The organism is Bradyrhizobium sp. BRP23, from assembly GCF_020194135.1.
In the GTDB taxonomy this organism is placed as follows: domain Bacteria; phylum Pseudomonadota; class Alphaproteobacteria; order Rhizobiales; family Xanthobacteraceae; genus Bradyrhizobium; species Bradyrhizobium yuanmingense.
This window is the reverse complement of the sequence record NZ_JADYVW010000021.1, coordinates 1-24,877: the sequence shown is the minus strand read 5'-3', so window position 1 is coordinate 24,877 and position 24,877 is coordinate 1. Positions and strand designations below refer to the sequence as shown.

Annotated in this window: 14 protein-coding genes and 6 pseudogenes; 6 read left to right on the top strand and 14 right to left on the bottom strand. The window is 57.8% G+C overall.

Annotated features, from left to right (window positions below; all coding sequences use genetic code 11):
• Positions 1–193: 193 nt before the first annotated feature.
• Positions 194–676 carry an SET domain-containing protein gene (locus tag I6F24_RS34080; RefSeq protein ID WP_225130614.1) on the bottom strand — a complete coding sequence of 161 codons (483 nt, stop codon included), beginning with the start codon at positions 674–676 and terminating at the stop codon, positions 194–196.
• Between the two features lie 1,935 nt (positions 677–2,611).
• Between I6F24_RS34080 and I6F24_RS34075 the strand changes: the two genes are divergently transcribed.
• Positions 2,612–3,058 (top strand): hypothetical protein, encoded by a 447-nt coding sequence (locus tag I6F24_RS34075; RefSeq protein ID WP_225130612.1) that lies wholly within the window; start codon positions 2,612–2,614, stop codon positions 3,056–3,058.
• 513 nt (positions 3,059–3,571) lie between these two features.
• On the opposite strand, the gene I6F24_RS34070 is transcribed toward I6F24_RS34075, so the two are convergent.
• The 8 genes and pseudogenes from I6F24_RS34070 to I6F24_RS34035 form a co-directional block, all read right to left on the bottom strand.
• Complete coding sequence (locus I6F24_RS34070) at positions 3,572–4,531, bottom strand: succinylglutamate desuccinylase/aspartoacylase family protein (RefSeq protein WP_225130610.1); 960 nt, start codon at positions 4,529–4,531, stop codon at positions 3,572–3,574.
• Positions 4,532–5,303: 772 nt separating this feature from the next.
• A complete protein-coding gene (locus tag I6F24_RS34065) occupies positions 5,304–6,308 on the bottom strand; it encodes a cysteine synthase family protein (RefSeq protein WP_306469177.1) in 1,005 nt (334 codons plus the stop codon).
• A gap of 299 nt (positions 6,309–6,607) precedes the next feature.
• A complete protein-coding gene (locus tag I6F24_RS34060; protein WP_225130606.1) occupies positions 6,608–7,099 on the bottom strand; it encodes a GNAT family N-acetyltransferase in 492 nt (163 codons plus the stop codon).
• Positions 7,100–8,428: 1,329 nt separating this feature from the next.
• The gene (locus I6F24_RS34055; protein ID WP_225130604.1) at positions 8,429–9,610 is read right to left on the bottom strand and encodes a PLP-dependent aspartate aminotransferase family protein; all 1,182 of its coding nucleotides are present in this window, start codon (positions 9,608–9,610) and stop codon (positions 8,429–8,431) included.
• 653 nt (positions 9,611–10,263) lie between these two features.
• Positions 10,264–12,444, bottom strand: coding sequence for a 3-hydroxyacyl-CoA dehydrogenase NAD-binding domain-containing protein (locus tag I6F24_RS34050; protein WP_225130593.1), 2,181 nt, complete (start codon positions 12,442–12,444; stop codon positions 10,264–10,266).
• A 23-nt stretch (positions 12,445–12,467) separates the two neighbouring features.
• On the bottom strand, positions 12,468–13,676 hold the full coding sequence (locus I6F24_RS34045; protein WP_225130591.1) for an acetyl-CoA C-acetyltransferase: 1,209 nt from the start codon (positions 13,674–13,676) through the stop codon (positions 12,468–12,470).
• A gap of 602 nt (positions 13,677–14,278) precedes the next feature.
• Positions 14,279–14,878 (bottom strand): UPF0149 family protein, encoded by a 600-nt coding sequence (locus I6F24_RS34040; RefSeq protein WP_225130589.1) that lies wholly within the window; start codon positions 14,876–14,878, stop codon positions 14,279–14,281.
• Between the two features lie 47 nt (positions 14,879–14,925).
• Positions 14,926–15,117 (bottom strand): annotated as a pseudogene (locus I6F24_RS34035) (transposase domain-containing protein); the annotation flags it as partial.
• A 317-nt stretch (positions 15,118–15,434) separates the two neighbouring features.
• On the opposite strand from I6F24_RS34035, the gene I6F24_RS34030 reads away from it, so the two are divergent.
• Both I6F24_RS34030 and I6F24_RS34025 read left to right on the top strand, forming a co-directional pair.
• On the top strand, positions 15,435–15,635 hold the full coding sequence (locus I6F24_RS34030) for a hypothetical protein (protein WP_225130587.1): 201 nt from the start codon (positions 15,435–15,437) through the stop codon (positions 15,633–15,635).
• A complete protein-coding gene (locus I6F24_RS34025) occupies positions 15,607–17,676 on the top strand; it encodes a recombinase family protein (protein ID WP_225130585.1) in 2,070 nt (689 codons plus the stop codon). Before I6F24_RS34030 ends, I6F24_RS34025 begins: the two co-directional genes overlap by 29 nt.
• Here I6F24_RS34025 and I6F24_RS37710 read toward each other — a convergent pair.
• From I6F24_RS37710 to I6F24_RS34010, 4 genes and pseudogenes are all read right to left on the bottom strand, one after another.
• Complete coding sequence (locus tag I6F24_RS37710; protein WP_275945349.1) at positions 17,673–18,335, bottom strand: IS66 family transposase; 663 nt, start codon at positions 18,333–18,335, stop codon at positions 17,673–17,675. The genes I6F24_RS34025 and I6F24_RS37710 overlap by 4 nt on opposite strands.
• A gap of 101 nt (positions 18,336–18,436) precedes the next feature.
• A pseudogene (locus I6F24_RS37705) lies at positions 18,437–19,006 on the bottom strand (IS66 family transposase zinc-finger binding domain-containing protein); the annotation flags it as partial.
• A gap of 101 nt (positions 19,007–19,107) precedes the next feature.
• A pseudogene (tnpB, locus tag I6F24_RS34015) lies at positions 19,108–19,462 on the bottom strand (IS66 family insertion sequence element accessory protein TnpB).
• Between the two features lie 5 nt (positions 19,463–19,467).
• Complete coding sequence (locus I6F24_RS34010; RefSeq protein WP_225148627.1) at positions 19,468–19,881, bottom strand: transposase; 414 nt, start codon at positions 19,879–19,881, stop codon at positions 19,468–19,470.
• Between the two features lie 1,390 nt (positions 19,882–21,271).
• Between I6F24_RS34010 and I6F24_RS34000 the strand changes: the two are divergent.
• The 3 genes and pseudogenes from I6F24_RS34000 to I6F24_RS33990 form a co-directional block, all read left to right on the top strand.
• A pseudogene (locus I6F24_RS34000) lies at positions 21,272–21,568 on the top strand (transposase); the annotation flags it as partial.
• 565 nt (positions 21,569–22,133) lie between these two features.
• Positions 22,134–23,660 carry a group II intron reverse transcriptase/maturase gene (gene ltrA / locus I6F24_RS33995; RefSeq protein ID WP_345944134.1) on the top strand — a complete coding sequence of 509 codons (1,527 nt, stop codon included), beginning with the start codon at positions 22,134–22,136 and terminating at the stop codon, positions 23,658–23,660.
• A gap of 55 nt (positions 23,661–23,715) precedes the next feature.
• Positions 23,716–23,898: pseudogene (locus I6F24_RS33990) on the top strand (IS3 family transposase); the annotation flags it as partial.
• A gap of 18 nt (positions 23,899–23,916) precedes the next feature.
• On the opposite strand, the pseudogene I6F24_RS33985 reads toward I6F24_RS33990, so the two are convergent.
• A pseudogene (locus I6F24_RS33985) lies at positions 23,917–24,843 on the bottom strand (IS3 family transposase); the annotation flags it as partial.
• Between the last annotated feature and the right edge of the window lie 34 nt (positions 24,844–24,877).

The following is a 24,877-nucleotide window of genomic DNA, read 5'->3' as shown; positions in this document are numbered from 1 at the left end:
TCGACACAAGGAGACGCTGCAGGACGTGGTCCGCAGAGAGCTAAGAAATCGGGCTGAAAGAGCAAGCTGGCCCGACCGTCAGAACTCCGCGTAACGCATCTCTGCGATGCAGCTGTTGCACTCCTTACACCATGCTTGGACTACCTGATCTCAGTTTACCTCCTCGTAGTCGAACTCAGTCCTGTGACGACGATCATTTTGAAGACATCGACAAGAGGTGCGGCAGCACGAATTGCCCTATTCGTTGCAGGTATTCGCCCTGGTCTCCCTCCAGTAAGTATCTGTATCCAGCGATAAGCCTGGGAGGCTCACAGCATCGACACAAGAAGCTCTCAGCAAGAGAGTATTCGGAGCAGTTGTAATTGATCGTCACTTCATCTCTGTCACGACCAATTTCCTCCATCGCAATCAGTACAACGCCACCATCGTCGATCTGAAGGCGGGCATTCGGACGACAACAGTGATTTATGAAGTCTATGTATTCACTACAAAGATGCTTATCGCGATCAATTTGTATCGTCCTCTTGGTCGCCAGCGGACAGATCTCACCTTCGAGCCGTTCTATGACATTTCCCCTCGATATAGTTCTTCTTGAAAACAAGCCGGACCCATTTATCTCGGATCGTCCGACGTAGATGCGATCTGACGGCTTACAGGCGAGGTTGGTTTTGTTCATAACGTTATCTCTCCGACTCGATTTGACCTGTGCTCTCATCTTGTTTAGCTGTTGACACGGTAGCTGTGACTCATCGGCATCATGCGATCTAGACGCTCTGCCTCTGGTCTTGCCAACTGCCAATGATGATAGTCTCGGCTCGTTGAGCTCAAACTTGAACTCAACTCAAGCAGAAGGCGTTTAGTAAGTTTGTTCGCGCCGCCTCCAAGGCGGCTGCCGCCGTAGATCAAGCCAGTCACGACAATTCTCCGCGTTGACAGATGTCGCCTCTGCCTATGTTAGGCGGCCACGCGGATCGGGCGGAGAGGTGAAGCAGGCTTGGTGTGCTGCGGTCGAAGCTCGAATAGGGGCGTCTCTGTGGAATCGGGATATGGCCTATGATCGTGAGCCCCCACTGCCGGTCTCGCAGACCCGACGATATACCTCCTCGTAGTGGCGCTGCGCTCCCACCGCTCAGACAAACACGTTTATCGCGCCGGGCGCCCTTATCGTCCGTGCTGACGGCGACGTCGTTGCCGGCACGTACAGTTATGAGGGGCTTACCCGTGAATTGTGAGGCCAAACCTGTGGAGGGGTCCGACCCGCTTTGACGATCAGGGTATCCTCAAAAGATGTTTTAGCGCGAAAGGCTGTTCCATGGTGATCCGACCACCGCCACAACAGAAATTGGCGTGCTACCCGATCCAGTACCCTGGCGAGATAGACGAGCTGTAAGACCCTATGTCCGCCTGTGTTGAGGCGACCGGCCGACACAGCGAGTCCGAGTGATGATCGGGCAGCCGATCCGATCATCATGATCCAGGAAGGAGTTGTGGTAGCTGATTGCTATGCATGTGTCGGAGCAGACGTCGCGAGGTGAAGACACTGCGCGTTCGTGGAAACATGCCGGCAAAGGAGACGCTTGCCTCTTGCGAGGTCGACGCGCCTGCAGCCAGTATGCGCTACGGATCGGTGCCGATTTGATCGTGTGCATTTTGGTTATGAGGCCTGTCCGGCCGGCTATGCCTCATGAATGCAGGCTAGCTCGTCACTGGCCTCAAAGAAGGCAGGTGATCGGGCCAAGACTAACCGCCAGGCGCCGCCTTTCTCGCGTGGCTGCTACGCGTGGGCGCCGACGGCGGTATGGTCTCCGATGAATGCCGCGAGACGATGCGCGGTCTCGTTCACGTCCGAGTGGCAGCGGTTGAAGCGCTGCCGCCCACTGGCAGAAGGCGCGCGCCTTGATGCTCAAGCACGGCCTCACCTATCCCCGCAGAAAAGGCTCGACAATTCGTTATCTCGCTGGCCTCAGGAACTAGAGGTTAAATCACTCCGGCACATGGCCGCGCTTCAGGAAATAGTAGGGCGGTTTGGGTCGCCAAGGCCTGGATCGACCGGCTTGAGCGCGTGATCGAAGAGTTTGTCTCGGTACGGCTTCTCCCCGTCTGCGGGCGCTTCGAACATTGGGAGCTATCGACCTAATCGTCGCGATAACATTCAACACCGAGCTTGGGAGGCGGGTGTTTTTGAGAGTTTTGGTCGCATCATGCATTATCGCCGTGTGATGCCCGGCGAGCTAACGGCGGGACTGTCCGTCAGGTCGCCGGATCACTAGGGCGGCCGACGGCCGCGTCCGGGAGCTGGTGGGCGAGATCGCCTGGATGCCTATCGACAATGTCTAAGATCGGGTAGACAAGGTTGCCCGCGCTGCTAGACGTCAGCGCACGTGTACCACGTGGGGGACCCTCGAGCAGACATCAGGCGTACGGTGGAAAAGGGCTACTTGCCTTCTACGTTGCGGGAGCCCACCGAGGTTGAAAGGGAACAAAACTTGTCTACGGCTCGGGACCATTCTTCATTTGACGTCGCGTTCGTTAAAGCCCTGCATCATTCCATCGTCCCTCACCTCAAGTCGTCTAGGTCGACTGAGCAGCTGTCCACAGGGACGAGTAGCTGATGGCGCGTCGTTTTATAGTCCATAAGGTCGCCGGAAAGCCCGGCCCGGATGATCTGATCCACAGCGACAGGCGCCGAATTGGACCAGTAGGTCACCTGCAGGTTGGGATCATCATAAGAAAGCAAGACGCACGGGACAAACGAGAGACCAAGCGCGTTTGCACAGAAGTAGCGATGATGACCGTCCATGATGACAGAGTGACGGTGCTCGACCAAAATAGGTCGCTTCCAACGTTTCTCCTTCCCGATTATATTCGTCAGTTTACGCGCATCTTCAATGTTGATTTGCTCTGTCGGTCGCAATTGCCTGACAGGCAGTTTGATTACGGCGTAATTCGATACGGGATTGGCCGTTGCGCACATTCTTTTGTCCCTGATTCTTTGTACACCTTGCGCATTCAGACGACTGAAATGCACCAGCAGCTCGCGACAAAGGCTCGCCTGTGACTCGTGTACGGACAACAAGCACGTACCATGCCAAACGCATCAAAGCGTTGGGTGAAGATTGTCGTATGGAACACCTCGCATCACCCAGCCGAAACACTTCGCTGCATCGACGCTCGCATGGGGATCGGGACAACAGGGCTTTGCTTGATGGGTGCCAAGCGAGCCACCGAGCTACGTGCGGTCGCCGCGCCTCTACTGAATCGCTTTGCCGGGATCGCTTAAGCTTGGCGATAGATCAATTCTCAGCTCCAGTTACGTTCGGCTTTGGAGGACCTCGATGGAGCCATTGCGGCTCTCGAGCTAGCGAAAGATCGGGCCAGAAACGCATGCGCGAAGAGAGCTGCTGAACGCAGGCCAGCCGTAATCAACCACCGGGTACATGCCCGCGTCCAGCCGAACTGCTGATGCGGGCTTATCTGAGGCGCTCAACGCCAACTCTCGGTTCACGCTTTGGTAGCGGTTTCGTTCGATGCAGTCGCGCCAATCGAACGAACACTTCTGCCACACTTTTTGCTAGTTATCTGCTTCTACCATAAGGCCAAATAGTGCATCCCCAATCGACGTAAGCGTTGGAAAGCGCCGGAAGCTGACGATGCCTGCTGCAGCAAAAGTGAGTTCAAGCGGTTGCGCGAGCGGGTCATCTAAGCGATAGATGCATCCAGCCTTTTGACCGACGGCAACCTGGTCGCCGGGCCTCACATGAGGTTCGAAAAGACCATCAGTAGGCGAATAGATTGTACTTGTTGGCCCGAGTGATCTCGCGAGCCGAACCGGCGGCGCCTCTGGAGCGATAATATCGGGCGCGATACCGTAGTCACGCAGCACGCGGCGAAGGCCGCTTTCGGCGATTGCGAGGCCAACTCTTGATATCGTTGGACCGCTGCCGAGCTCCGTCGTCAATGCTGGAATGCCCTGCTGTTCGGCGAACCCATAGAGTGTGCCGCTTGCTCCGCCTCCCGCTCTGTCCGTAAGGATGCCATAGGGCGCACCGAAACTCCTCAAAAGACAGCGGATTTTTTCGGCTTCGCCGTCGGTGCGCCCGGGTCGGGCCAGCGCCACAGGCAAGTATTCGAGCGATGTCCCGCCCGAATGCAGATCAATGATAAGATCGGCGCGAGGAAACAGTTCCGTGGCTACATAATGTGCGATCATGGCCGTTGGGCCGCCATCAGGCATACCAGGAAAAACGCGATTGAGGTTGCTTCCATCGAGGGGCGAGTTGCGATGGCCCGCGGCGACCGCGGGCCTGTTGAGAGCGGGCAGGATGATGACCCGACCCTGGAGATTGGTACTCGTAAGTTCTCGTGCTAGCTTGCGAAGTGCGACTTGGCCTTCATACTCGTCCCCATGGGTACCCGCAGTAAATAGGGCCGTTGGCCCGTCAGCACCTTTGAAGCAAAGCATCGGGATAGGGATCCAACCATAGGCGGAGGTGTCCGAGGAGTATGGAACGCGCGCGAAATCGGATTGCATTCCGTCCGCATCAAAATTGATAGTAGTCCACACGCGGGTTCTCATAGATCTTACACCTTTGGTTGACAAACGGCACTCGAGCACGGACGCTTGCGGTTTCGATGCAACTCTCCCTCAGACGCCTTTCAACCCAGATAGGAGAAGCTCTCTCAACGACAGAATAGGACAAACGATGATCAACAGAGCTGCTCCTCGTGATTGCGGCGCGGTCCCCGCAAGTATGGCGTAAGTCACGCATGATCTCGAGCTCGAGGACCCAGACATAGGTTCATCCAAAACATCGGTTTGGTAAGGTATACGCCCCTTTCCAACACGTTCTTGTCCTCGCCAAACATCGCGATGCCCTTTTTACGCTCGGACGGATGCAGAACTTGGAGCGTCATCGGATGCTTTTGCTCTCAATGCTGGGGCAAACGTCCCTCCTAATCGGCAGCAAGAGCTGCGCCTGCATCGGCTCTCCGCGAGCGAGCTCAGCACATCGTTATATGCGCGCCACGCCCATGCCCACATTCGCTGAGGCAAGCTATGAAGCATGTTACCCCTTCACGAGATCAAGCAGCAAAGTCATCCGGCTTTAAGGCTTAAGCCGGCAGGAGGCTGACCGATAATCAGCCTACTCAAGTTCTCTCGCCCAGTCGGCCTTCATGACGATCCTCTCAACCTGTCTCAAGACCATTATCCTCGCGAGTTTCCCACCTCGATGCATTCGCGCCTACTGAAGATAAGCAGCGACGCATTATCGAATGGGGATGCGTGCCCAGCTACCGTTGCCTTACGTGTCATTCCCAAAGAGCCACTTGTCCAATTGGGCAGCGACTGTTGGATCTAGCAAGCTACGCTTTTCCATCCAGTCATCGTCGAAAATCGTGCTCAGATATTTTTCACCGCCATCAACGACCAAGCTTACGACCGTACCGGTCAGCTTGCCTGCGTCGATGAACTCCAAGGCTTTGTAGATAGCGCCGCCGGACGACCCGCCGACTAAAAGCCCTTTGCGCCGAGCGATGTAGCGCGCCGTCTCGAAAGCGTGAGCATCGGTCACCTGGACGCCCTCGTCGATGCAGCCATAGTCCAGGACGTTGCCGACCTGGTCACCAGTAGGCATGCCGGTCCCTGATTGATAATAGGGGTGCGCGGGTCTTCCGAAAATGATCGATCCGGCCGGCTCCACGCCGATTGTGCGCACCGTCGACTTATGGCGCTTGAGCCGTTGCGCAATACCTGTCATGGACCCGCCGGTCCCAACGCATCCGACAAACGCGTCGATGCCCTGAGGAATTTGCGTGATCAGCTCTTCGACGAGAGTTGCATAGCCGTCCGGATTTGCAGGATTGTTCGATTGGTTCATGAATAGCGCGCCGCTAAGCTCTGAGGCAAGCCGTTCCGCTAGGCGCTGCCTCGCGACGACGGCGACTTCGTCTTCCGCAAACTCGCCTTCGACGTAGCGGATCTCGGCGCCGAGCGCCCGCATCATCCGGACTTTATCGGGGGCCGCATGGTGATCTACCACCGCGATGAAGTGCAGGCCAAAGTCCAATGCGGAGAGAGCTAAACCTATACCCGTATTGCCGGAAGAGGACTCAACGATGGTGCCGCCAGGAGCGAGTCGCCCATCCTGGAGCGCAGCCATAACCATGCTTCGCGCCATGCGGTCCTTCATCGAACCGCCCGGATTGTTTTTTTCGATTTTTAGCATCAAACGGGCATCACGATTGGGAATGTCAACTGACATTACCGGCGTCTGCCCGATCAATTGAGTTACGGTCTTGTGCAGCATAGCATGCCTTTTTGATGCTTCTGTAATGAGTGGACCGCCGTTGTGCGCCTCCTCCGCGGAGCGGGCGGGCCTCAGGTTGTGGTAGATTTTCTGCTTCGAGATGACCATCTGGTGACGACCTCGACTGGCGAGTTAAGCTAGTCTCCAATTTGTGGCTCGGGACGAGGATCAGAAATTTGCTGGAACATTCTCCACCGAGCATTCTATGACCGAATCGCGAAAACCATGCAGGCTTCACTCAGAGAAGACGTGCCGCGAATGCCACGCCGCCCGAGGGACTAATCGAGAACAAGGCACTCTTACCCTCCCGGACGGATCTCATGTTTAAGAATGTTTTGAAGGCCGCTTGGGCCGTAGTGAGTAGCGCCCGTGTCCCGAAACCCCGACTCCAGATAAACAGCTCTAGCTGTCACATTGCGTACGTTGACGCCGAGCATGAGACTGCCGATAGAAGGACGGTTCCTAGAGATCCATCGAGCAGCAAGTTCAATCGCTGCTTTACCGTATCCATTCCTTTGGCATGATCGGTCCACGCAAAGGGTGTGCAAGGTCATGGCATTTGGGAGCGCCCATTCGGGCAATGCCGCTCTTTCACGCAGAACAAAGAAGCCAACGGTCTTCTCGCAGACCTCAATCGAGAACGCGTGCTCAAAACCGGGACATGCGCTATTTCGAAGCTCCGAAAACACTAAATCCAATGGGTCCACAAAGTCTTCTTGCTCGGGCTCCACCCTCAGGTGGGCGACCAGCGGGTAATCAAGATGAGACAGGCTTTTCAGCGCCGCGCGCATGCTAACTCTCCGTATCAGCGTCGATTCAGGCCCTTGCTGAAGAAAACGAATGAATAGCTCCGACACAACGTCGATCTGCGTTGGTAGCTCCTCGAGCTCCGACGAGAGACTCACAAAACTCGTGCCAACAAGCGCAAGAGCGCCGAGATCGGATTAGAATTGACAATTCAACGGCTTAGATGAGTGGCAGCAAGAGGCGAGGTGCTGGTAGTCTCTTGTCGCGAACTCGACAAACCCAACAGCGTCGATTGTCCTGCGTTCGGCGGTAGTATCGCTGTGGTCTCGGTACGTAGGTCGAGCGCATGGACCTACGGGTTGCGTAGATCCAAACCGGTTGCCCGAAACTGCTGGTTTTGCTTCTGTGAATTGATTTCAAGAGCAACGTCTGGCGCACCGAACGAAGCGCCAATTCCAAAACTGGTGGGGTGGTCGTTCCAAGATCAAAATCTAAGATAAGTCGCACGGGATCTAAGATGAGTCACGTTTTCACTAGCGTCTGTTGAACGCACCTCAGCTCCAGAACTGCAGCTCCGGAATGGGCAAGGACGCCATATCGCAATGACGGCCGCATATGACGCCGTTACGGCACGTGTTGCCGGGTGGACAATGATTGTCGACAAAGCGTCGGCAATTTACGCTTGGAGTCGTGGTAGGAGAGAGCCCGGACGTCGTTCCGGCGCAATATCGGGCGGTCGTGGCTCACCGGCCCAATCTGGCGTGGCGGCGGATTGTCATTGTCTTCCTCTAGTATGCTGCGTCAGAACGATTGATCAAGGGGTCTGCTCGCTGAGCGGCTCGGCGCGATTGGAACGAGGCCAAGTACAATAAGCTTCTGAGGCTTTATCGCACCCCGCGAAATCGACGGCGCCGACCAGAGGAGTTTCAGCTCTGCTGCAATCCGCACGTGCTTGCATGATTGATCCGTAAAGGAGCGTCGCCGCCTCTCACAGGCAAGTTCGAAGAAGCCAGTCGATCCATCGAGCGAGGTCTGACAAAGGGCACTTGATGTTGGCGCGGCGGCGGACGGCTGAGTTGATGATCTGCACATAGCTCTGACGAACATGAGTCTAGATATCTTGCCACTTGCCTCGATACGACTAGATTGGTTGAGCCGAGATGTATTAATCCTCGGGGGCATCGTGGGAGATGCGCCATTTGCCTCTCCTTTCATTGTCGAGAGTCTCTGGTCCTGCGCATCCGTGCACGTACAAGCTCTTCTATGCCAAGCTCACCCTGCCCTACCAGATTGCGTACGGCAGCTCTGCTTGCCGCGTCAATGCCGCTCTTCAAAAACGGCCTTTACGATGGTTAGGTCGGTCGTGTGTGGCGTTATTGACGTTGCAACGTTTTCACCAGCCCTTCAAGATCTGCCCACAGCTGGTCAATGTTTTCCAAGCCAATGCTAATCCGCAGATAGGTTGTTGAGGCGCTTGAAGCCATAACATCGCGGTCACTGGCGATGATCATTGGGGCCACAAGGCTGCGGGTCCCGCCCCAAGAGGCTCCTATGGCGAATGTCTGGAGACCATCTAACGCGCGATTGATACCTTCTGAAGAAACGCCGTCCACTTGGAGGCTGAAAACACCGGAACTGCCCTTGAAATCACGCTGCCAGATTTCATGATTAGGAAACCCAGGCAGGCAAGGGTGTAGCACCGGGAAGTTCCAACTTTGAGCCAATTGGAGGGCAAATTCTTCTGAAAGTTTGCCAACGTGTCGCAATCGGAGGCTCATTGTCTGCATGCCGCGCAGGGCAAGAGAACATTCGTCGGGCGACACGCCGATACCAAGTGACCCCAATGTGAGTCGTGCACGCTGGTAGAGGTCCATATTACGGAAAATAATCACGCCCAACAGAATATCGGAATGCCCACCAACATATTTCGTGAGTGCTTCCGCAACTATATCAACGCCCAGGTCCAAAGGTTTGCACAATAGTCCCGTTGCCCAGGTGTTGTCACATCCAAGGAGCGCGCCGTTTTCCTTGCTCAAGCGAGCAATAGCGGGAATGTCGCAGATCTCCATGGTGGTCGATCCGGGGGACTCGATCCACACGAGCCGCGTGCGTCGGGAGCGAAGCCGCGCCTCGAGTTCTGTGAGCCGAGTAGGATCGAAGAACTCTGTCTCTATACCTAGATCGCCAAGTATCTTGCGCGTGAATTGCTTTACAGGCGGATAAACGTTATCCGTTACGAGCAGAAGATCGCCGTTTTTGACCACGCTTAATATGGCGGCTGAGATCGCAGCTTGACCAGACGGCACAATGATTGCCCGCTCCGCATTGTGCATGGCGGACAGCTGCCGCTCCAAAGTCCGTGTGGTCGGCGTCCCCGACAGTCCATAGGTGTAACCATCTGGTGCACGAGTAGCCCGGCCGCGATAAGAGGCTGCGTCCGGAAATACAATTGTCGATCCCCGATAGACGGGAATGGCAAGACTCGCGAAGCCTTCAAGCGGTGTTTCAGGCGGAATAACGCAAAGCGTCTCATCTAAACGGGTGTTCTTGCGCATCTTGCCGTCTCATAGATCTTTCGTGAGGAATTCCCGCGTCCCGCTCGTGGGGAGCTCCAGAGATTCGCGGGAAAACTCACCATGATAACGGCCACCCGCGGCAGTCTCCAAAACTCTTTTCTTTAGTGGCGATCACTCATCACGCCATCCCGTGCGAACTTACGAATAAACATCGAGAACTTCTCACACCATTGTCGGATCAAGAGCGCTGCAGTGGGCTCGCCTAGCAACATAGGTCCTCGCTTCCTGGCAGCCGTGCACAATCGCCCTCCTGCTTCTGGCCATCTGGCAGCGTGCCGGGACATTCTGTCAACGCGATCAGTCAAGCTCCAGAGAAGCCATGACGCTTCGATGCATTTCAGCCTTTGTTTGCTATCCCGTTTGATGCAGATCGGGGCAAGTGAGATATTGCCCAGCACGGATTGGTAAGCTTGCCAGCCAAGGGGGCTGTAGCGTTCTACATGGAGAAGGCAAGGGCTTGTGTCCAACGCTCAACGATCACCTTCATGAGTTCGCATAGATCCAGTCAGTGCTGATCAAGGCCGCGCAATCGCGCGGTCTGAGTAAAACATTTCGAACTTTTGACTCTTTCGCAGACCCGATACGCTGCGATGGCGACACGTCTTTTCTTGCACTCAAGAGAGTTATGCTAATTAGTAGAAGGATTCAGAATTCTTGGCCATATTTTCCAAGAGCTGCGGCGGTGTAAACCGATCACCGTACGTAGCTTCGAGCTTGCGGCAGCGCTCAACAAACCTGTCCGCGCCTACGAGGTCGATATATGATAGTACGCCGCCGGTAAACGGTGGATAGCCGAAGCCTAAAATTGAGCCGACATCGGCGTCGCGCGGATCGGTTATGATGCATTCGTCGATCGCGCGCGCAGCTTCCACCGATTGCACAATCAAGAACCGCTGGCTCAACTCCCCTGTATCAACCCTGTCGGAATCAATATGCCTTGGTTGCAGATTGGCAAGACCCTGCCAAAGATGCTTTTTTCCGTTGCCTTTCTCAGGATAATCGTAAAAGCCACGGCCGTTTTTTCGTCCAAATCGACCCTGGTTCTCGACTAGCTCTACCATCAGTTTCTTTTGGCCTGGGTCGATCGCGTTTGGGCCCAAATCGGCTTCTGTCGCTTTCATAATCTGCAAGCGAAGGTCGAGAGCAACTTCATCAGCTAACGAGAGCGGTCCTATCGGCATGCCTGCCATCTTGGCGCAGTTCTCGATCGCAGCCGGAGGCACCCCCTCCAGAAACATCTCTATTCCTTCAGAGACATAGCGCCGCACGCAGCGATTAGCGAAAAACCCGCGGGAATCTTTTACGAGTATCGGGGTCTTCCCGATCTGGGCAACGTAGTCTAGGGCGGTGGCAAGCGCGAGCTTGCCTGTGTTTTTGCCTAGAATAACCTCGACCAGCCTCATCTTTTCAGCGGGCGAGAAGAAATGAAGGCCAACGAATATGCCCTGATTCCCGAAGGTTTCGGCCAGAGAACTGATCGGCAGCGACGAAGTGTTCGAGGCGAAAATAGCACCGTCCTTCAGAAGCGGCTGTGCCTTGGCATACACGTCGGCCTTGGACTTCCGGTCCTCAAATACCGACTCGATGACCAGATCGCATTGCGGAAGCGCCGCATAATCAGTGGCTGCCGTGATGCGCGAGAGCGCTTCGTCGCGCTCATTTTCGTTGGCACGCCCCTTCCGAATTAGATCGTCGAACGCAGATTTTGCGTACGCTTTGGCTTTAATCGCGCTCTGTTGGTGCCGGGTAATTAGAACCACTTCGATTCCGGCGCGCGCCGAAACGTAACCAATGCTTGCACCCATGAAACCAGCGCCAATGACAGCCAGCTTTCTGACCTTGCTGGGCGGCACGTCCTGCGGACGGCAACGCCCTTGCTCCAGTTCGCGCATCGAGATTTGACTGCGAATCATAGCCCGAGCTTCCTTGGACCGTAGGACGCTCGTAAAATATCGCGACTCCACGCGCAGCGCCGCGTCGATTGGCAGCTGTAAGCCTTCATAGACACAGCTCATTACTGCGCGGGAGGCAGGATAATTGTCGTAAGTGTCGCGCCGATAGAGCGCATTGGCAGCCCGAAACGCCGATTTGCCTGCCGGCGAATATATCGGCCCAGCGGGGAACCTAAATCCCTGCTTATCCCAAGGTGAAACCGCGTCGCCGCTCCCTTTTATCCAGTCTTTCGCCCTCTTGATCAGATCGGCCGCCGGCACCACCGCATCGATCAGCTTCAGTGCTTTGGCGCGCGGCAGGTTCACGGGCTGGCCTTTTAGCAAGATCTGAATCGCGTCTTCCAAAGCTACGATGCGAGGCACACGCTGGGTCCCACCAGCGCCTTGGAGCAGACCAATCTTTATCTCGGGAAAACCAACCTGCGTTACCGGGTTATCGGCCGCAACGCGATAATGGCAGCATAGCGTCAGTTCAAATCCGCAGCCTAGCGCGGTCCCATTGATGGCAGCCACCCAGGGCTTGCCCGACGTCTCGATCGACCGAAAGGCGAGCGACAATCGACGGCTTCGATTAAACAGCATCTGGGTCGCGGCAAGCTCCCCCTCTTCCTCCATCGCCTTGATGTATTCCCTATTCGTGCTTTCGAGCAACGGGAGATCGCCTCCCGCGCAGAAGTTCTCCTTGCCCGAGGTGATAACAACGCCCTTCACCGAGTCGTCCGCTATGATCTCCTTAACAATCTGCTCGAGTTCGCTAGTCGAAGTCTCGTCCAGCACGTTGGTCGAACGACCGAGATTGCTCCAAGTCACGAGAGCTACGCCATCCGAGGCGACTTCAACTTGAAAGTTCTGAAAAATCATATGCTGCTCCTGCCGCCTTGCCTTCACACCCGTTCGATGATTGTGGCAGTCCCCATGCCGCCGCCAACACATAGGGTCACTAGGGCGGTTTCTTTATTGCTGCGTTCGAGCTCGTCGAGCACGGTGCCTAAGATCATCGCGCCGGTGGCGCCTAGTGGATGGCCAAGCGCAATCGCGCCACCATTGACATTGATCTTGTCGTGATCGATCTCGAACGCTTCGATATAGCGCAAGACGACTGAAGCGAACGCCTCATTGACCTCAAAGAGATCAATGTCCGACTTATTCATGCCGGCGCGTGCGAACAATTTATTTGTGACATCGACTGGACCGGTTAACATGATCGCGGGCTCCGAACCGATACTGGCGAAAGCTCTTATTTTTGCGCGCGCCCTGAGCCCGTGTTTCACACCGCACTTTTTGCTCCCGAGTAACACTGCTGCAGCGCCATCGACGATGCCCGACGAGTTGCCGGCGTGGTGCACATGGTTGATGCTCTCAAGTTCGGGGTGTGACTGAATGGCGACGGCGTCGAAGCTGCCCGTTTGCCCACCTTCCTCAAAAGCCGGTTTGAGCTGTGCCAAAGACTCCAGAGTTGTGTTTGGGCGAATGTGCTCGTCCCTGTCCAAGAGCGAAAGCCCGTTGATATCTTGTACCGGCACGACCGATTTGTTGAAACGACCCAGCTCCCATGCTTTTGCTGCCCGCTGCTGGCTCTGCACGGCATAGCTATCAACCTGGTTGCGCGAAAAGCCATACTTCGTTGCGATCAAATCTGCCGACAGTCCCTGCGGCATGAAATAGATGGGTATTGCCACGGTGGGATCCATCGACGAGGCGCCGCCGGATGAGCCCATGCCAACCCGACTCATAGATTCAGCGCCGCCGCCGATGACGAGTTCATGCTGACCGCTCATAATCTGGGCGGCTGCAAAATTCACGGCATCAAGACCTGAAGCGCAGAACCGATTAATCTGTACGCCGGCTACTGCATCGCCGAGCCCAGCCTTGAGCGCCGCGAACCGAGCGATGTCGCCACCGGCTTCGCCTATGGGATCGACGACGCCGAGGATAACATCGTCGATCATATCGCAAGCAATGTTGTTCCGCCGCCTAAGTGCGTTGAGTGGCACGGAGGCTAGCCGAAGTGCGGTTACCTCATGTAGCGCGCCGTCCGGCTTTCCACGACCTCGTGGAGTACGAACGTGATCATAGATGAATGCCTCAGGCATGATACCTCACCTAAAATGGGACCAATATCGGACAGCGGATTTCAAGGTGGCTTGCCGGGCGAAACAGCCATCGGCGGTCAGTATCCATGCGTCCGCCAGGCTCCGATACCGCGACGCAGGAATACACTCCGGGCGATGCACCTCTCCGGACTTCTGCCACCCCAATGTCATGCGACTTGAGAAACGATCTCTCTAAGCGGAAGGTACTTCTCTTTAACATAAGGACGCACCTGACCAACTGATATTCTGCACGGGCTTCTATCTCTCGTCCTCTCGTACTTAAGGCTAGCTCGGAAACTAAGAGCACTGCGCTTTGCGCGTGCTAATGCGCTAGGCCACTCTCAGTGTCGTTACCCCTCAATTGCGACGTACAGCAATAGTCATGCCAAGACTGATCCAGCGTGTGGACCTGACGACCTTACACTATCTGGCTTCGCGGAAAGAATTTTCACTTACCGCCGTTCCAGATCCCTTGTCGAATACCGAACAACGATGCGCCGAATGTCGTATGTTTCTCTTGACTGTCGCTCCCGCTTACAGAGCGCAGCTCCACTCATTGAAAGTAAGCGGTACGAGAGGGCCACGGACTTGGCGCGGACGGCCTACGTGCCACGCTTGAAGCGTATAGGCACCCAGAACTGCCACAGGGCCTCGACGGTTGCTGGAATGTCGCGCCAGGCGTTTTGGACAATGGGTTGTGTTCCCAGTGTGCGCCGGGCCGGGGGCAGCAAGGGCCGACCGGCGTCATCGATGCAATGGACCAGGATCGGCCGCAGCATAAGGTGTTCGGTTCCGTTCTGGGAGAGAAGCCGCGACCAGACGAGAAGCCGAAGCTTCATGACGGCGTAGAAGCCCATGCACCAAGGCTGCGGGTCGACGTCGCCGTCCGGCGATCGCACGAACAGCGGCTCGAAGCTCTCCGGTCTCGTCGACAGCGTCTCGCTGATCGCGTTGTGGCGCATCAGCGTGGCAGCGATCGCCGAGAACCCCTCGGTGTTGTGATTGAAGGCGTCGGGATCGACGCCGAGGAGTGGGCACACCCATTCCTCGGAGGCCATCGAGACCGGCCCGGCGACGACAGCGGCCACTGCGCCGTCGAGCATAGAGAGCGACGTCGCTCGCGGATGCCGAAGCGTCGGCGACCTGGCGCGCTCGCTCATCCATTGCCCGAGCCGCTCGAATGACATGGCATAGTCCGCCATCGTCGTCTTGACCGGCTTACGCGTTACTCGCCGTTGCTTCCGCTTCGTCATGCCACGGCACGCTTTTCGGCTTCGCGCGCGGCCTTCCAGTTCCAGGCCAGAAGTTCGTGAAGCTGGTGGGTCTTCGTGGCGCCGCTCACCATGCGTTCGAGAACGTCGACGAGATAGGCCTCGGGGTCGAGGCCATTCAATTTCGCCGTGTTAAGAAGCGAAGAGAGTACCGCCCATGTCTCGCCCCCGCCTTCCGAAGAGGCTGCATAATGCAGGGATTCCGGGCAACGAAGTTCGAGTAACATATCCATTCCATCCTGACGCTGGCCGAGACCTGGTCGTGCTCGGCGAACAAATCCACGATGCCACCGCCACTTCACGGTTCGCCGCGAGAACGGCCGCCTCCATCTTCTGCCGGCATGGATGACGGAGCTCAAAGCAGCATCGGCTAAAATTGTAGCTGATCCGTGTCTCCCGGTGGATCGACTTCTTGAGCTTCGCATGTTCCTTGACGTCCTCGTAGCCTCGCGTTGGGAGGAATCGCCTCCCGTCGAGGGAGGAGCCCATGTCCAAGACGATGCAAAAAAGGCGGCAACCGGATCTGTTCGCGACGGCGCGAGCAGAGCATCTGCCTCAGGTGGTGCAAGCCGAGGCCGCAAAGTTGCTGTCGCTTCTGCTAAACGAAGCTGTCGCAAAGGCGCCCGCAGCGCCAGCCCAGTCAGGTCAGGAGGCGGGTCATGACGAAGATCTCCGCCCTGGCGCGTAGCGCCGTGGTTTACGTTCGACAGTCATCGGTCGATCAGGTCGTACACAACCTGGAGAGCCAACGTAGGCAATACGGCCTTGAGGCTCGCGCCCGTGCACTCGGCTGGAGCGAAGTCGAGGTTATTGATGATGACCTTGGCAAATCTGGTGGCGGCACTGCAAGACGTGGATTTGAGCGGTTGTTGGCGCTAATCTGCGAGGGCCGCGTCGGCGCAGTATTTTCGATCGAGGCTTCCCGCCTCGCTCGAAACGGTCGAGACTGGCGCACGTTGTTGGAGTTTTGCGGCTTGGTCGGCACGCTCATTGTCGATGAAGATGGCGTCTATGATTCGCGGTCGATCAACGATCGATTGCTGTTGGGGATGAGGGGAACGATGAGCGAGCTGGAACTCAGCGTCATTCGACAGCGATCAGTTGAAGCCGTCAAACAAAAGGCTCGGCGCGGCGAGCACTTCACGACGGTCGCCATCGGGTACGTGAAGACGAAAGATGACCGAATCGAGAAAAACCCGGACGTACGTGTCCACGAGGCGCAGGATCTCGTCTTTAGGAAATTTGTGGAGTTGCAATCGATCCGGCAGGTCTTGCTCTGGTTGACCCAGGAGAAGATCGCGCTACCCTTCGCCGTTGGAGGTTCGAGCGATCCGAAAATCGAATGGCGTACGCCAAGCTACACGACCTTGAATCACATGCTCACCAACCCTGTTTATGCCGGTGCGTACGCGTTCGGACGACGGGGTGTCAGGACGACGATTGAGAACGGCCGGAGGAAGGTGAAGCGAAATCCCCAACGAGATTGGAAAGCCTGGGACGTGCTGCTCCGCGACCATCACGAGGGCTATATCTCCTGGGATGAGTTTGTTCGAAACCAGCGGCTCATTGCGGACAATGCCAACGGCAAGAGCTATCTGGGTCGAGGAGCCGTCCGACGCGGCGAAGCACTTCTCCCTGGGCTTCTGCGCTGCGCGCGATGTGGTCGGCGGTTATACGTTCAGTATTCTGGTAGAGGCGGTGACACGCAGAGATATGTCTGCCGCGGAGACTTCAACAAAGCGGCCGTCGCAGCCTGTCTTGGCTTCGGTGGAATGCGCCTCGATCGGATGGTGGCGCGAGAGGTGCTGGAGCGGCTTCAACCGCTTGGCGTTGAGGCTGCGCTAAATGCAATGAAAACTCAGGGCGCCGAACAGTCGGAAAAATTGCGTCAGCTCCAAAGGTCTCTCGAACAGGCGCACTACGAAGCGAACCGGGCGTATCGCCGATACGACGCGGTCGACCCCGACAATCGTCACGCCGCTAGTGAACTTGAGCGTCGCTGGAACGAGCGCATCCAAGCTGCACGTGTGATTGAACGAGAAATCGAGGGCTTGACCAGTTCGCCTTCTCCTGGACTCAGCGCCGGCGATCGCAAAGCGCTGCTCACACTCGGGGACGATCTGATCCGAGCCTGGCAACGCCCCGGTGTTACGTCCGAGATCAAGAAGAAAATCCTACGCACAGTTCTGTCGGAAACCGTTGTCGACGTGGATCAGGACAATGAGCATCTTGACCTCGTCATCCACTGGCAAGGTGGCGATCACACCCGCCTGAAGGCTAAGAAGAACCGTGTCGGCGTGACGCGTTGGACGACCGACACCGAGGTAGTGGATCTTGTACGCGTGCTTGCACGTCAAATGCCTGACTACGCAATCGCTGCCTTGCTCAGTCGCTCCGGAAAAACAACCGCGCACGGGGCGTCCTGGACGAGGACCAGCGTATGTTCATTGCGCAGAACCCGAGAGATCGCCCCTTATCGTGAAGGAGAACGTCGGGATCGAGGTGAGCTCTCGTTAATCGAGGCAGCGGAGATGCTCGACGTCAGTCCGTCAACGATACGTCGCATGATCATTGAGGGACGATTGCCCGCGGAGCATTTATGCAAGGGCTCGACATGGATCATCAAACAATCTGATCTCACGCAACCAGATGTGCGCCAAGATGCCTCTCGCAGGCGATCGCGCCGTCCGCCGTCTTGCGACGCCAACCAGAAATGCCTTCAACTCTAGGGAGATAGGCAGATGGTAGTATGAAGCACCCTCGTCGCTGCCGCTGAACAACGAGTTGCGTCTTCGATCGGGCGCATGGAACGCTCAACCGTGTTGCTGTCCGGCTCGATCCGCCCGTCATCCAGGAACGCCATCAGTCCCTGCCAACGTTCGAGCATGTAATCGATCGCCTTGATGAGCGTCGAGCGGCGGGAGATCCCGTCCTTCACCGCGATCAGACGAGCCTTCAACGCCTCCATGAGCGGCTTCGTCTCGGCCTGTCGCGCCGCGCGGCGTTCCCCGGCGCCGAGACCGCGGATCCTCTCCTCGATCGCGTAGACGGCCGCAACGCGCTCGATGACCTCCGCGGCGAAGGGTGAGTTCGTCGTCTTGTGCACCCTCAGGAAGTTGCCGCGCGCGTGAACGAGACAATACGCCAGCTGGATCTGGCCCGACACCTTCGCATCGCCGGCCAGCGAGGCGTAGGCCGCATAGCCGTCGACTTGCAGCACGCCTTCGAAGCCGGCCACCTGCGCCACGATCTCCTTCTTGCCGCGATCGCCTGCGAACACATAGGCGACCGCGGGCGGCGCCGGACCCTTCCACGCCCGATCGTCCGTCGCATGCGCCCAGAACTGGCAGATCCTCGTGCGGCCGCGTCCCGGGTCGAGCACCGACATCGGCGTCTCATCCAGAACAGCCGCTCGAAGCCGTGCATGGTCTTCAGTTGCAGATCGTAGAGTCCCCTGACCAGCCACGCCGCGCTCTCCATCCAGCGCGCCAGCGTCTGACGGTCGACGACGACACCCTGGCCCGCCAGGATCTGCGTCTGGCGGTAGAGCGTCGATTGCCAGGCATATTTGGCCGCGGCGATATGCGCGATCAGCGCCGTCGTCGCCATGCCGCCCTCGACCAGCCGCGCCGGTGCCGGGGCCTGGACAATCGGGCCCTCACAGGCCCGGCAGGCATATTTGGGACGGATCGTGCGGAGTACACGCAACCACGCGGGAACCCGATCGAGCGCTTCGCTGCTCTCCTCGCCGATCCGATGCATCTGTCCCGTGCAGCACGGGCACAGCGTGGACGTCGGCTCGATCACCCGCTCGACCCGGGGCAGATGCGCCGGTAGCGCGCCGATGTTGCGCCTGGGTTTGCGCCGCTTCGGTCTCCGCGCGTCCGGTTTGTCGTCATTGGCCGGAGGCCGCGCGCCCGCAGTCCGTTCCAGATCGAGCGCGATCTGTTCGGCGCAGACGATCGCCGAGCGCTCCGATCGCGCGCCGAAGATCAGGCTCTTCAACGTGGCGATCTCTGCGCGCAGATCGTCGTTCTCGCCTTCGAAAGCCAGCACCATCTCGGCGAGAGCCGCAGGGTCAGAGGGGAGATCTTCAGGGCGAAGCGCCATATCGCAGAGCTACACGAACACACTCGCAATCGCCAGCAAAACAAGACGATTCAGGCAACTTTCGTCGGCCGGTTCGTCACCTTCGGGACCACACGCGACCACTCCGCAAGACCTTCGATCAGCATCGCCATTTGTGCCCCCGTCACCGGCATCGTACCCTCGCGAACAGGTGGCCAGGCGAAGCCCCATTCTCAAGCCACTTCGTCGCTAGAACCATTCCCGAGCCGTCAAAAACCAAAAGCTTCAAACGATCCGATCGCTTCGATCGGAAGACATACACGTCGCCGCTATAGGGCTTGCCGCCTAATCCCTCCGCTACCAGCGCGACCAGGCCATGAAGCCTTTGCGAAAGTCAATCGGCTGCGTCGCGACGAACACACGGACCATTGGACCGAACGAGATCATCGCGTCTACCTTACCGCCGCCAGCACGCGCTCCAACGTCGCGGCGTCGACGCCGACGCGCACGCGCACCGTCGCGCCCGCGATCATCACCTCGATCCGCTCGGCCGGACTCACCAGAACATGCGCCTTATCGATCGCGTTCGGCTGCGCCTCGACGGCGGCGCCGAGCCTGACCTGCACGAACTGCGGCGCTTCGCTCGACGCGAGCCGCGCCTGGCGCCGCCACACACTGAGCAGTCCCCGGTTGACCCCGTTGCGTCGCGCCACCTCGGAAATGCCCGTCTCCGGATCGGCGCTCTCGGCCACGATCCGCGTCTTCTCCGCATCGCTCCAACTGCGCCGTCGCCTCTCCCCCGTGATCACTTCGATCCGCTGATAGGAGACGGCATCATGCCTGTCTTGATGTCTGTCTTGATGCATGGAATGAGCGTCCCTCACGTTGTCTATCCACGCACGAGTCTCGCTCGTCTCGCCCACCTAAACGAGGTGGGGTCGTCGTACCGCTATCCATTGAAATGTTCGAGAGTGTGTTGAAAGATCCCACACTCGTTGAACAGATCTACCGCGAGCCAATAGCCTTACGCTTTTCACAAATTAGAACGGGCGCTCATATGTCCGGTTCTTGCGCTCGGCAATCTGCAGCCGCTGGCCGTTACGACATCTGCGAAACAAAGGAGCTAATACAAATTTTTGCGCTTGAGTGGATCAGAGGAAATAGCTTCACTCGGTTCGGGATTTCGCGCCATGGGTCACCAACACTTCACCTTGTCATCTGCCGGCCCGCGCCCGTTAGATCGTTTTAATGTCACTGCGTTATCGCTGTGATCGCCAGTGAGCCAGGCGCCGATAATTCGGCCATTGTTCAGGGGCGCCCATATAATCTGCGGCCGTCTTAATCGGAACGAAGCGCATTTTCTTCCGGGCCACAGGTTCGCTAACGCCACCGCGTCCGTCATCCGCCTTGCCGGGTTGGGGAAGGGTTTAGCATCGCGGAATGAGCCGCATCTCATGCCGAGAGCTGCGATTTCGGGCGCCCGATAGTGGGCGCTACCGCATGGTTCCATCCCCATGCCTGACGCCTAAGCAGAAATCCAGTGCGGGAGACCGGCTTGGTTGCAAAACGGGGCGACAGATCAGCCGCTAGCTTGTCATCGGAGCACGTAACGTCATCCGATACACACAGGCCGCTCCCTCGACGGTGGCCGTAAGTGTGCGGGGAAAATGAAAGCACGATGGAAAACAGCGGAGCTGGGAATCGAGAAAGTTGCAGGATCTTTAAGCGCAACGACCGGCCCGTTAATGAGATCAGCACCGTATTTCCCGGACCCGTTGTTGTTGAGCAGACCGGCAATATGCGTTAGCTTTGAAGAACACGGTTTGCATATGTGTCGAGCGTATTGTCGCGCGCATTTGGTCGGCGGCGCTGGAGCGCCGAGGTCCACGAGGGACGGATCGCGGAAGCCTTTGTTTGCGGTGCGATCGTCTCTGACTTCGCGCGGCACCGCGCTCTGTCACCGCAGCATTTGGCGACCTGGCGCAAGGCTTGTGCGACGACTTGTTTGCGTTGTCGGGACACATCGAGCAGCCTATGGCGAGAAAGGCCGGCTTGAGCAGTCGCGATCAAGACTGGACAACACTTGGAGCTCGCACAAGAACGCGTCGCGCCATTGTTGATCGACGACCAATGGAACGCGCTATGGCTGTAGCCGCTTCCACGGGCCGGAGAGCTGGCTCTGGAAATCTGGACAGGGCGATAAGTGGAATTTCTGCCTGACGGCGGGCAAGATTGTCCCGTGAATCAGGAGAGACGATGAGCAGACGAGTCCGCCGGCACCACGCACCGGCATTCAAGGCCAAGGTAGCGTTACCGCGATCAAGGGCGAGATGGCGCTGGCCCAGCTGGCTGAGCATTTCGACGTGCACCCGAACCAGATCACGCAGTGGAAGTCCCAGCTTCAGGAAGCGGCGGCCGAGGTATTTGGTGCTGGCGGCGGCAACAGAACGAGCGAGCCGGCGGTAGACGTGAAAACGCTGCACGCCAAGATCGGGGAGCTGACGCTGGAGAACGATTTATAGAAGGCGCGCTCAGCAAAGCCGGCCTGCTGAGCCAAAGCGATGTGCTGTGGGGAAGCATGAGCCCAAGCGGCGGTGACCTGCTGTCAACTGGCAGGGTGACGTAGCCCGCAGGTAAAGGGAATTGAGGTGAAACCGTTACACCGAGATGGTTCCCGAGGCTGAGTATCGGAAGGTTGAGGAACACGAACCGGTTTATCCGCGTCTGTGGGCTGAAATGTCGCCTCCGCCTACACGGTTTAACAGGCGGAATGCTGAATGGTGTCGATGGAAATGTAGCCGGAGACACTCGAACGCGAGCGTAGATGTATGGCGTCTTGCGTGGGCCGAGGGGGAGAACATAGCCAGACCGAGGCAACGGCATCGACTTGCGGCAAGCAAGGGAAAAGACTGCGACCGGCAATCTCACCGATACGCTGGAGTCCGACATATGAACGAGGGAAGGCATGAGCGGAATGACAAGGGAGTTGACTCCAATGTCCGTCATGCTGGCAGAGCTTCCGTAGTAGTCCGAGGCCGGGAAAGCCGGCCACATGGCGAAGGGGAGCAGCTTGAGTTGCTTGGAGTGCACGTGATCTGACCCAACGAGGTGAAGACCTTTGATAATCAGTGAAATGCAGCACAAGCTCGCGACATGGGCCTCAGCCGATCAAACCCGTCGGTTTGATCGATTGCTCAGGCTCATCACCGACAGGAATTGGCTTGCCGAAGCGGCCCGGATCGTACTTGCGTCGAGCGGCGCGGGCACACCGGGCCTTGACGGAATGGACAAGCGACGTCTTGCAGCTCATCTGGAGCATCATCTGGAGCGGCTGCGCGTGGCCTTGCTGGACGGCAGCTATCGACCGACGCCAGTCAAGCGAATCCATATCCCGAAGGCCAATGGCAAGCTGAGACCATTGGGTATACCGATCCTGCTGGACCGCATCGTCCAGCGGGCGATGCTGATGGCCATGGAGCCGATCTGGGAGAGCGACTTCCACTCCGGCTCCTACGGCTTCCGTCCTGAACGCAGTGTTCATCATGCGGTTCGCACAGTTAGGATGCAGTTGCAGGATGGCTCTGACTCGAAGGGCCGCTGGATCATCGAAGGCGATCTGGCGAGCTACTTCGACACCGTCCATCATCGGCTGCTCCTGAAATGCGTGCGTCGTCGCATCAGGGATCTGCGATTCATCGATCTGCTTTGGCGAATCCTCAAAGCCGGTCACGTTGACCGTGGCTTGTTCTCCGCAGCGAGTGAAGGCGTTCCGCAAGGTGGCGTTCTGTCGCCGCTCCTGTCCAACATCATGCTCCATGAGTTTGACCGCTGGCTGGAGGCGAAATACCTGAACAAGAAAGCGAGGAAAGATCGCTGGGCGTGGAACTTCGGCATTCAACAGGGGCGTCCGATCACGGTTCGAGAGAACCGTGAGTGGAAACCTGCCGTAGCCTATTGTCGCTATGCCGATGACTTCGTCGTCATTGTCAAAGGGACGAAGGCCCATGCCGAGGCCATCCGCGAGGAATGCCGTGCCTTTCTGGAAGGCAAGCTGAAGTTGACGCTGAATATGGACAAAACCCATATCACCCACGTCAATGACGGCTTCGTCTTTCTGGGGCACCGGATCATTCGCAAGCGGGGATCACACGGACGAATGGCGGTCGTCACGACCATACCCAAAGAGAAGGCCAAGGCATTTACTCACAAAGTGTCGAAGGCCCTCTCCGGTGAGCATGATCTTGCCAAGGTCGACATGGTGGACCGCCTGAACCGCCAATTGCGGGGCTGGGCGGCGTTCTACAAATACACGGACTTCACCGCGACCACGTTCCGACACATCGATCACGTTGTGTTCTGGAAAATGGCGCATTGGCTGGCGAGGAAGTACCGGAGTCGCATCAAACCACTGATGCGGAATTGGTACCGACCGCCGGCCGCTGGGCAAGCCAAGACCTGGTTTGTCCACGGGGTCAGTGAACGAGGCCATCATGTCGGGAAAGCACTGCATCGATTGGTGTCCAGTCCAAAGGGGCAGTTCCGATGGAGAACTCCGGAGGCAAATCCCTACATCTTCAGGGATGAGCCCCGGAAGACCATCACCTCGCGATATCGAGATGTCGCAATGGCCATGGGCCAGACTTGAGTGGAGAGCCGTATGCGCTGAAAGGTGCCCGTACGGTTCGGGGAGGAGAAGCGCCTATGCGCTTCTTACTCCATCCCCGATGGCGCGCGGCTTCGTCTATCTCGCGGCGGTGCTTGTTTGGTTCAGCCGCCGGGTGCTGTCGTGGCGCGTCTCGATCACGATGGAAGCCGCATTCTGCATCGAGACGCTGGAGGACGCTATCGCTTGCCACGGTAAGCGGGAAATCTTCAATACCGATGACCTTGCCCCCCAAGTTTTACCCAGTCCTGAGTTCGCCCCGGCTGTTGGATTTGCCCGGTTGGGCGGTGGCAGCGGCGCGAGCTGGCGCGGAGCCCTCGGCATAGCGCAGCGCCAGCTCCCGGCGCGGGTGGCAGGTGAAGGCGAACTCGGACGGCGTCTTCCATCTGAGCTGCGGGTGTGGTAGTGCCTCGTTGTAATCGGTCCGCCAGCATCGGAGCGCGACGCGGGCCTGGGCCAACGACGTGAACAGCGTCTCGTTCAATAGTTCATCGCGCAACCGGCCGTTGAAGTTTCGATGAAGGCATTCTGCATGGGCTTGCCCGGCGCGATGTAGTGCCATGCCACGCGGCTCTGATCAGCCCATGTCAGGATGGCGTTGCTGGTGAGCTCGCTGCCGTTGTCGCTAACCACCATCTTCGGCTTGCCGGGCTCCATCACCAGCCTGTCCAGCTCCCGCGCCACCCGGGTGCCCGAGAGCGAGGTGTAGGCTACCAGCGCCAGGCACTCGCGGGTGCAGTCGTCGACCACGGTGAGGATACGGAAGCGGCGACCATCGGTGAGCTGATCCGATGCGAAGTCGAGCGACCAGCGGTCGTTCGGCGCCATCGGCAACGTCATCGGCGCCCGGGTCCCGATCGCCCCTTGCGGCCGCCACGACGACGCACCGCAAGCTTCTCTTCGCGGTAGAGCCGGAACAGCTTCTTGTGGTTGATCACATAGCCCTACCGCTTGAGCAGAACGTGGAGGCGCCGATAGCCAAAGCGCGGCGCTCCTGCGCGATCACCCTCATGCGTTGGCGAAGGCCGGCATCGTCCGCCCGGATCGTCTGGTATCTCATGGTCATGCGACGGCAGCCGATGACTTTACACGCCCGCAGTTCGCTCATCCCGAAGGCTCCACGGAGATGGGCGACAGCTTTCCGCTTGGCCGCTTGCGTCACCATTAATGGGATGGTCCGCACCGTCCTCCTCCCTCAT

What these genes read in the sequence shown, in the direction of transcription:
- I6F24_RS34010 (WP_225148627.1), bottom strand. Translation starts at nt 19,881, where the DNA reads ATGCATCAAGACAGACATCAAGACAGGCATGATGCCGTCTCCTATCAG.
- I6F24_RS34040 (WP_225130589.1), bottom strand. Translation starts at nt 14,878, where the DNA reads ATGGCGGACTATGCCATGTCATTCGAGCGGCTCGGGCAATGGATGAGC.
- I6F24_RS34070 (WP_225130610.1), bottom strand. Translation starts at nt 4,531, where the DNA reads ATGCAATCCGATTTCGCGCGCGTTCCATACTCCTCGGACACCTCCGCC.
- I6F24_RS34045 (WP_225130591.1), bottom strand. Translation starts at nt 13,676, where the DNA reads ATGCCTGAGGCATTCATCTATGATCACGTTCGTACTCCACGAGGTCGT.
- I6F24_RS34065 (WP_306469177.1), bottom strand. Translation starts at nt 6,308, where the DNA reads ATGCTGCACAAGACCGTAACTCAATTGATCGGGCAGACGCCGGTAATG.
- I6F24_RS34050 (WP_225130593.1), bottom strand. Translation starts at nt 12,444, where the DNA reads ATGATTTTTCAGAACTTTCAAGTTGAAGTCGCCTCGGATGGCGTAGCT.
- I6F24_RS34055 (WP_225130604.1), bottom strand. Translation starts at nt 9,610, where the DNA reads ATGCGCAAGAACACCCGTTTAGATGAGACGCTTTGCGTTATTCCGCCT.
- I6F24_RS37710 (WP_275945349.1), bottom strand. Translation starts at nt 18,335, where the DNA reads ATGTCGGTGCTCGACCCGGGACGCGGCCGCACGAGGATCTGCCAGTTC.
- I6F24_RS34060 (WP_225130606.1), bottom strand. Translation starts at nt 7,099, where the DNA reads ATGCGCGCGGCGCTGAAAAGCCTGTCTCATCTTGATTACCCGCTGGTC.
- I6F24_RS34030 (WP_225130587.1), top strand. Translation starts at nt 15,435, where the DNA reads ATGTCCAAGACGATGCAAAAAAGGCGGCAACCGGATCTGTTCGCGACG.
- I6F24_RS34080 (WP_225130614.1), bottom strand. Translation starts at nt 676, where the DNA reads ATGAACAAAACCAACCTCGCCTGTAAGCCGTCAGATCGCATCTACGTC.
- I6F24_RS34075 (WP_225130612.1), top strand. Translation starts at nt 2,612, where the DNA reads ATGGCGCGTCGTTTTATAGTCCATAAGGTCGCCGGAAAGCCCGGCCCG.
- I6F24_RS34025 (WP_225130585.1), top strand. Translation starts at nt 15,607, where the DNA reads ATGACGAAGATCTCCGCCCTGGCGCGTAGCGCCGTGGTTTACGTTCGA.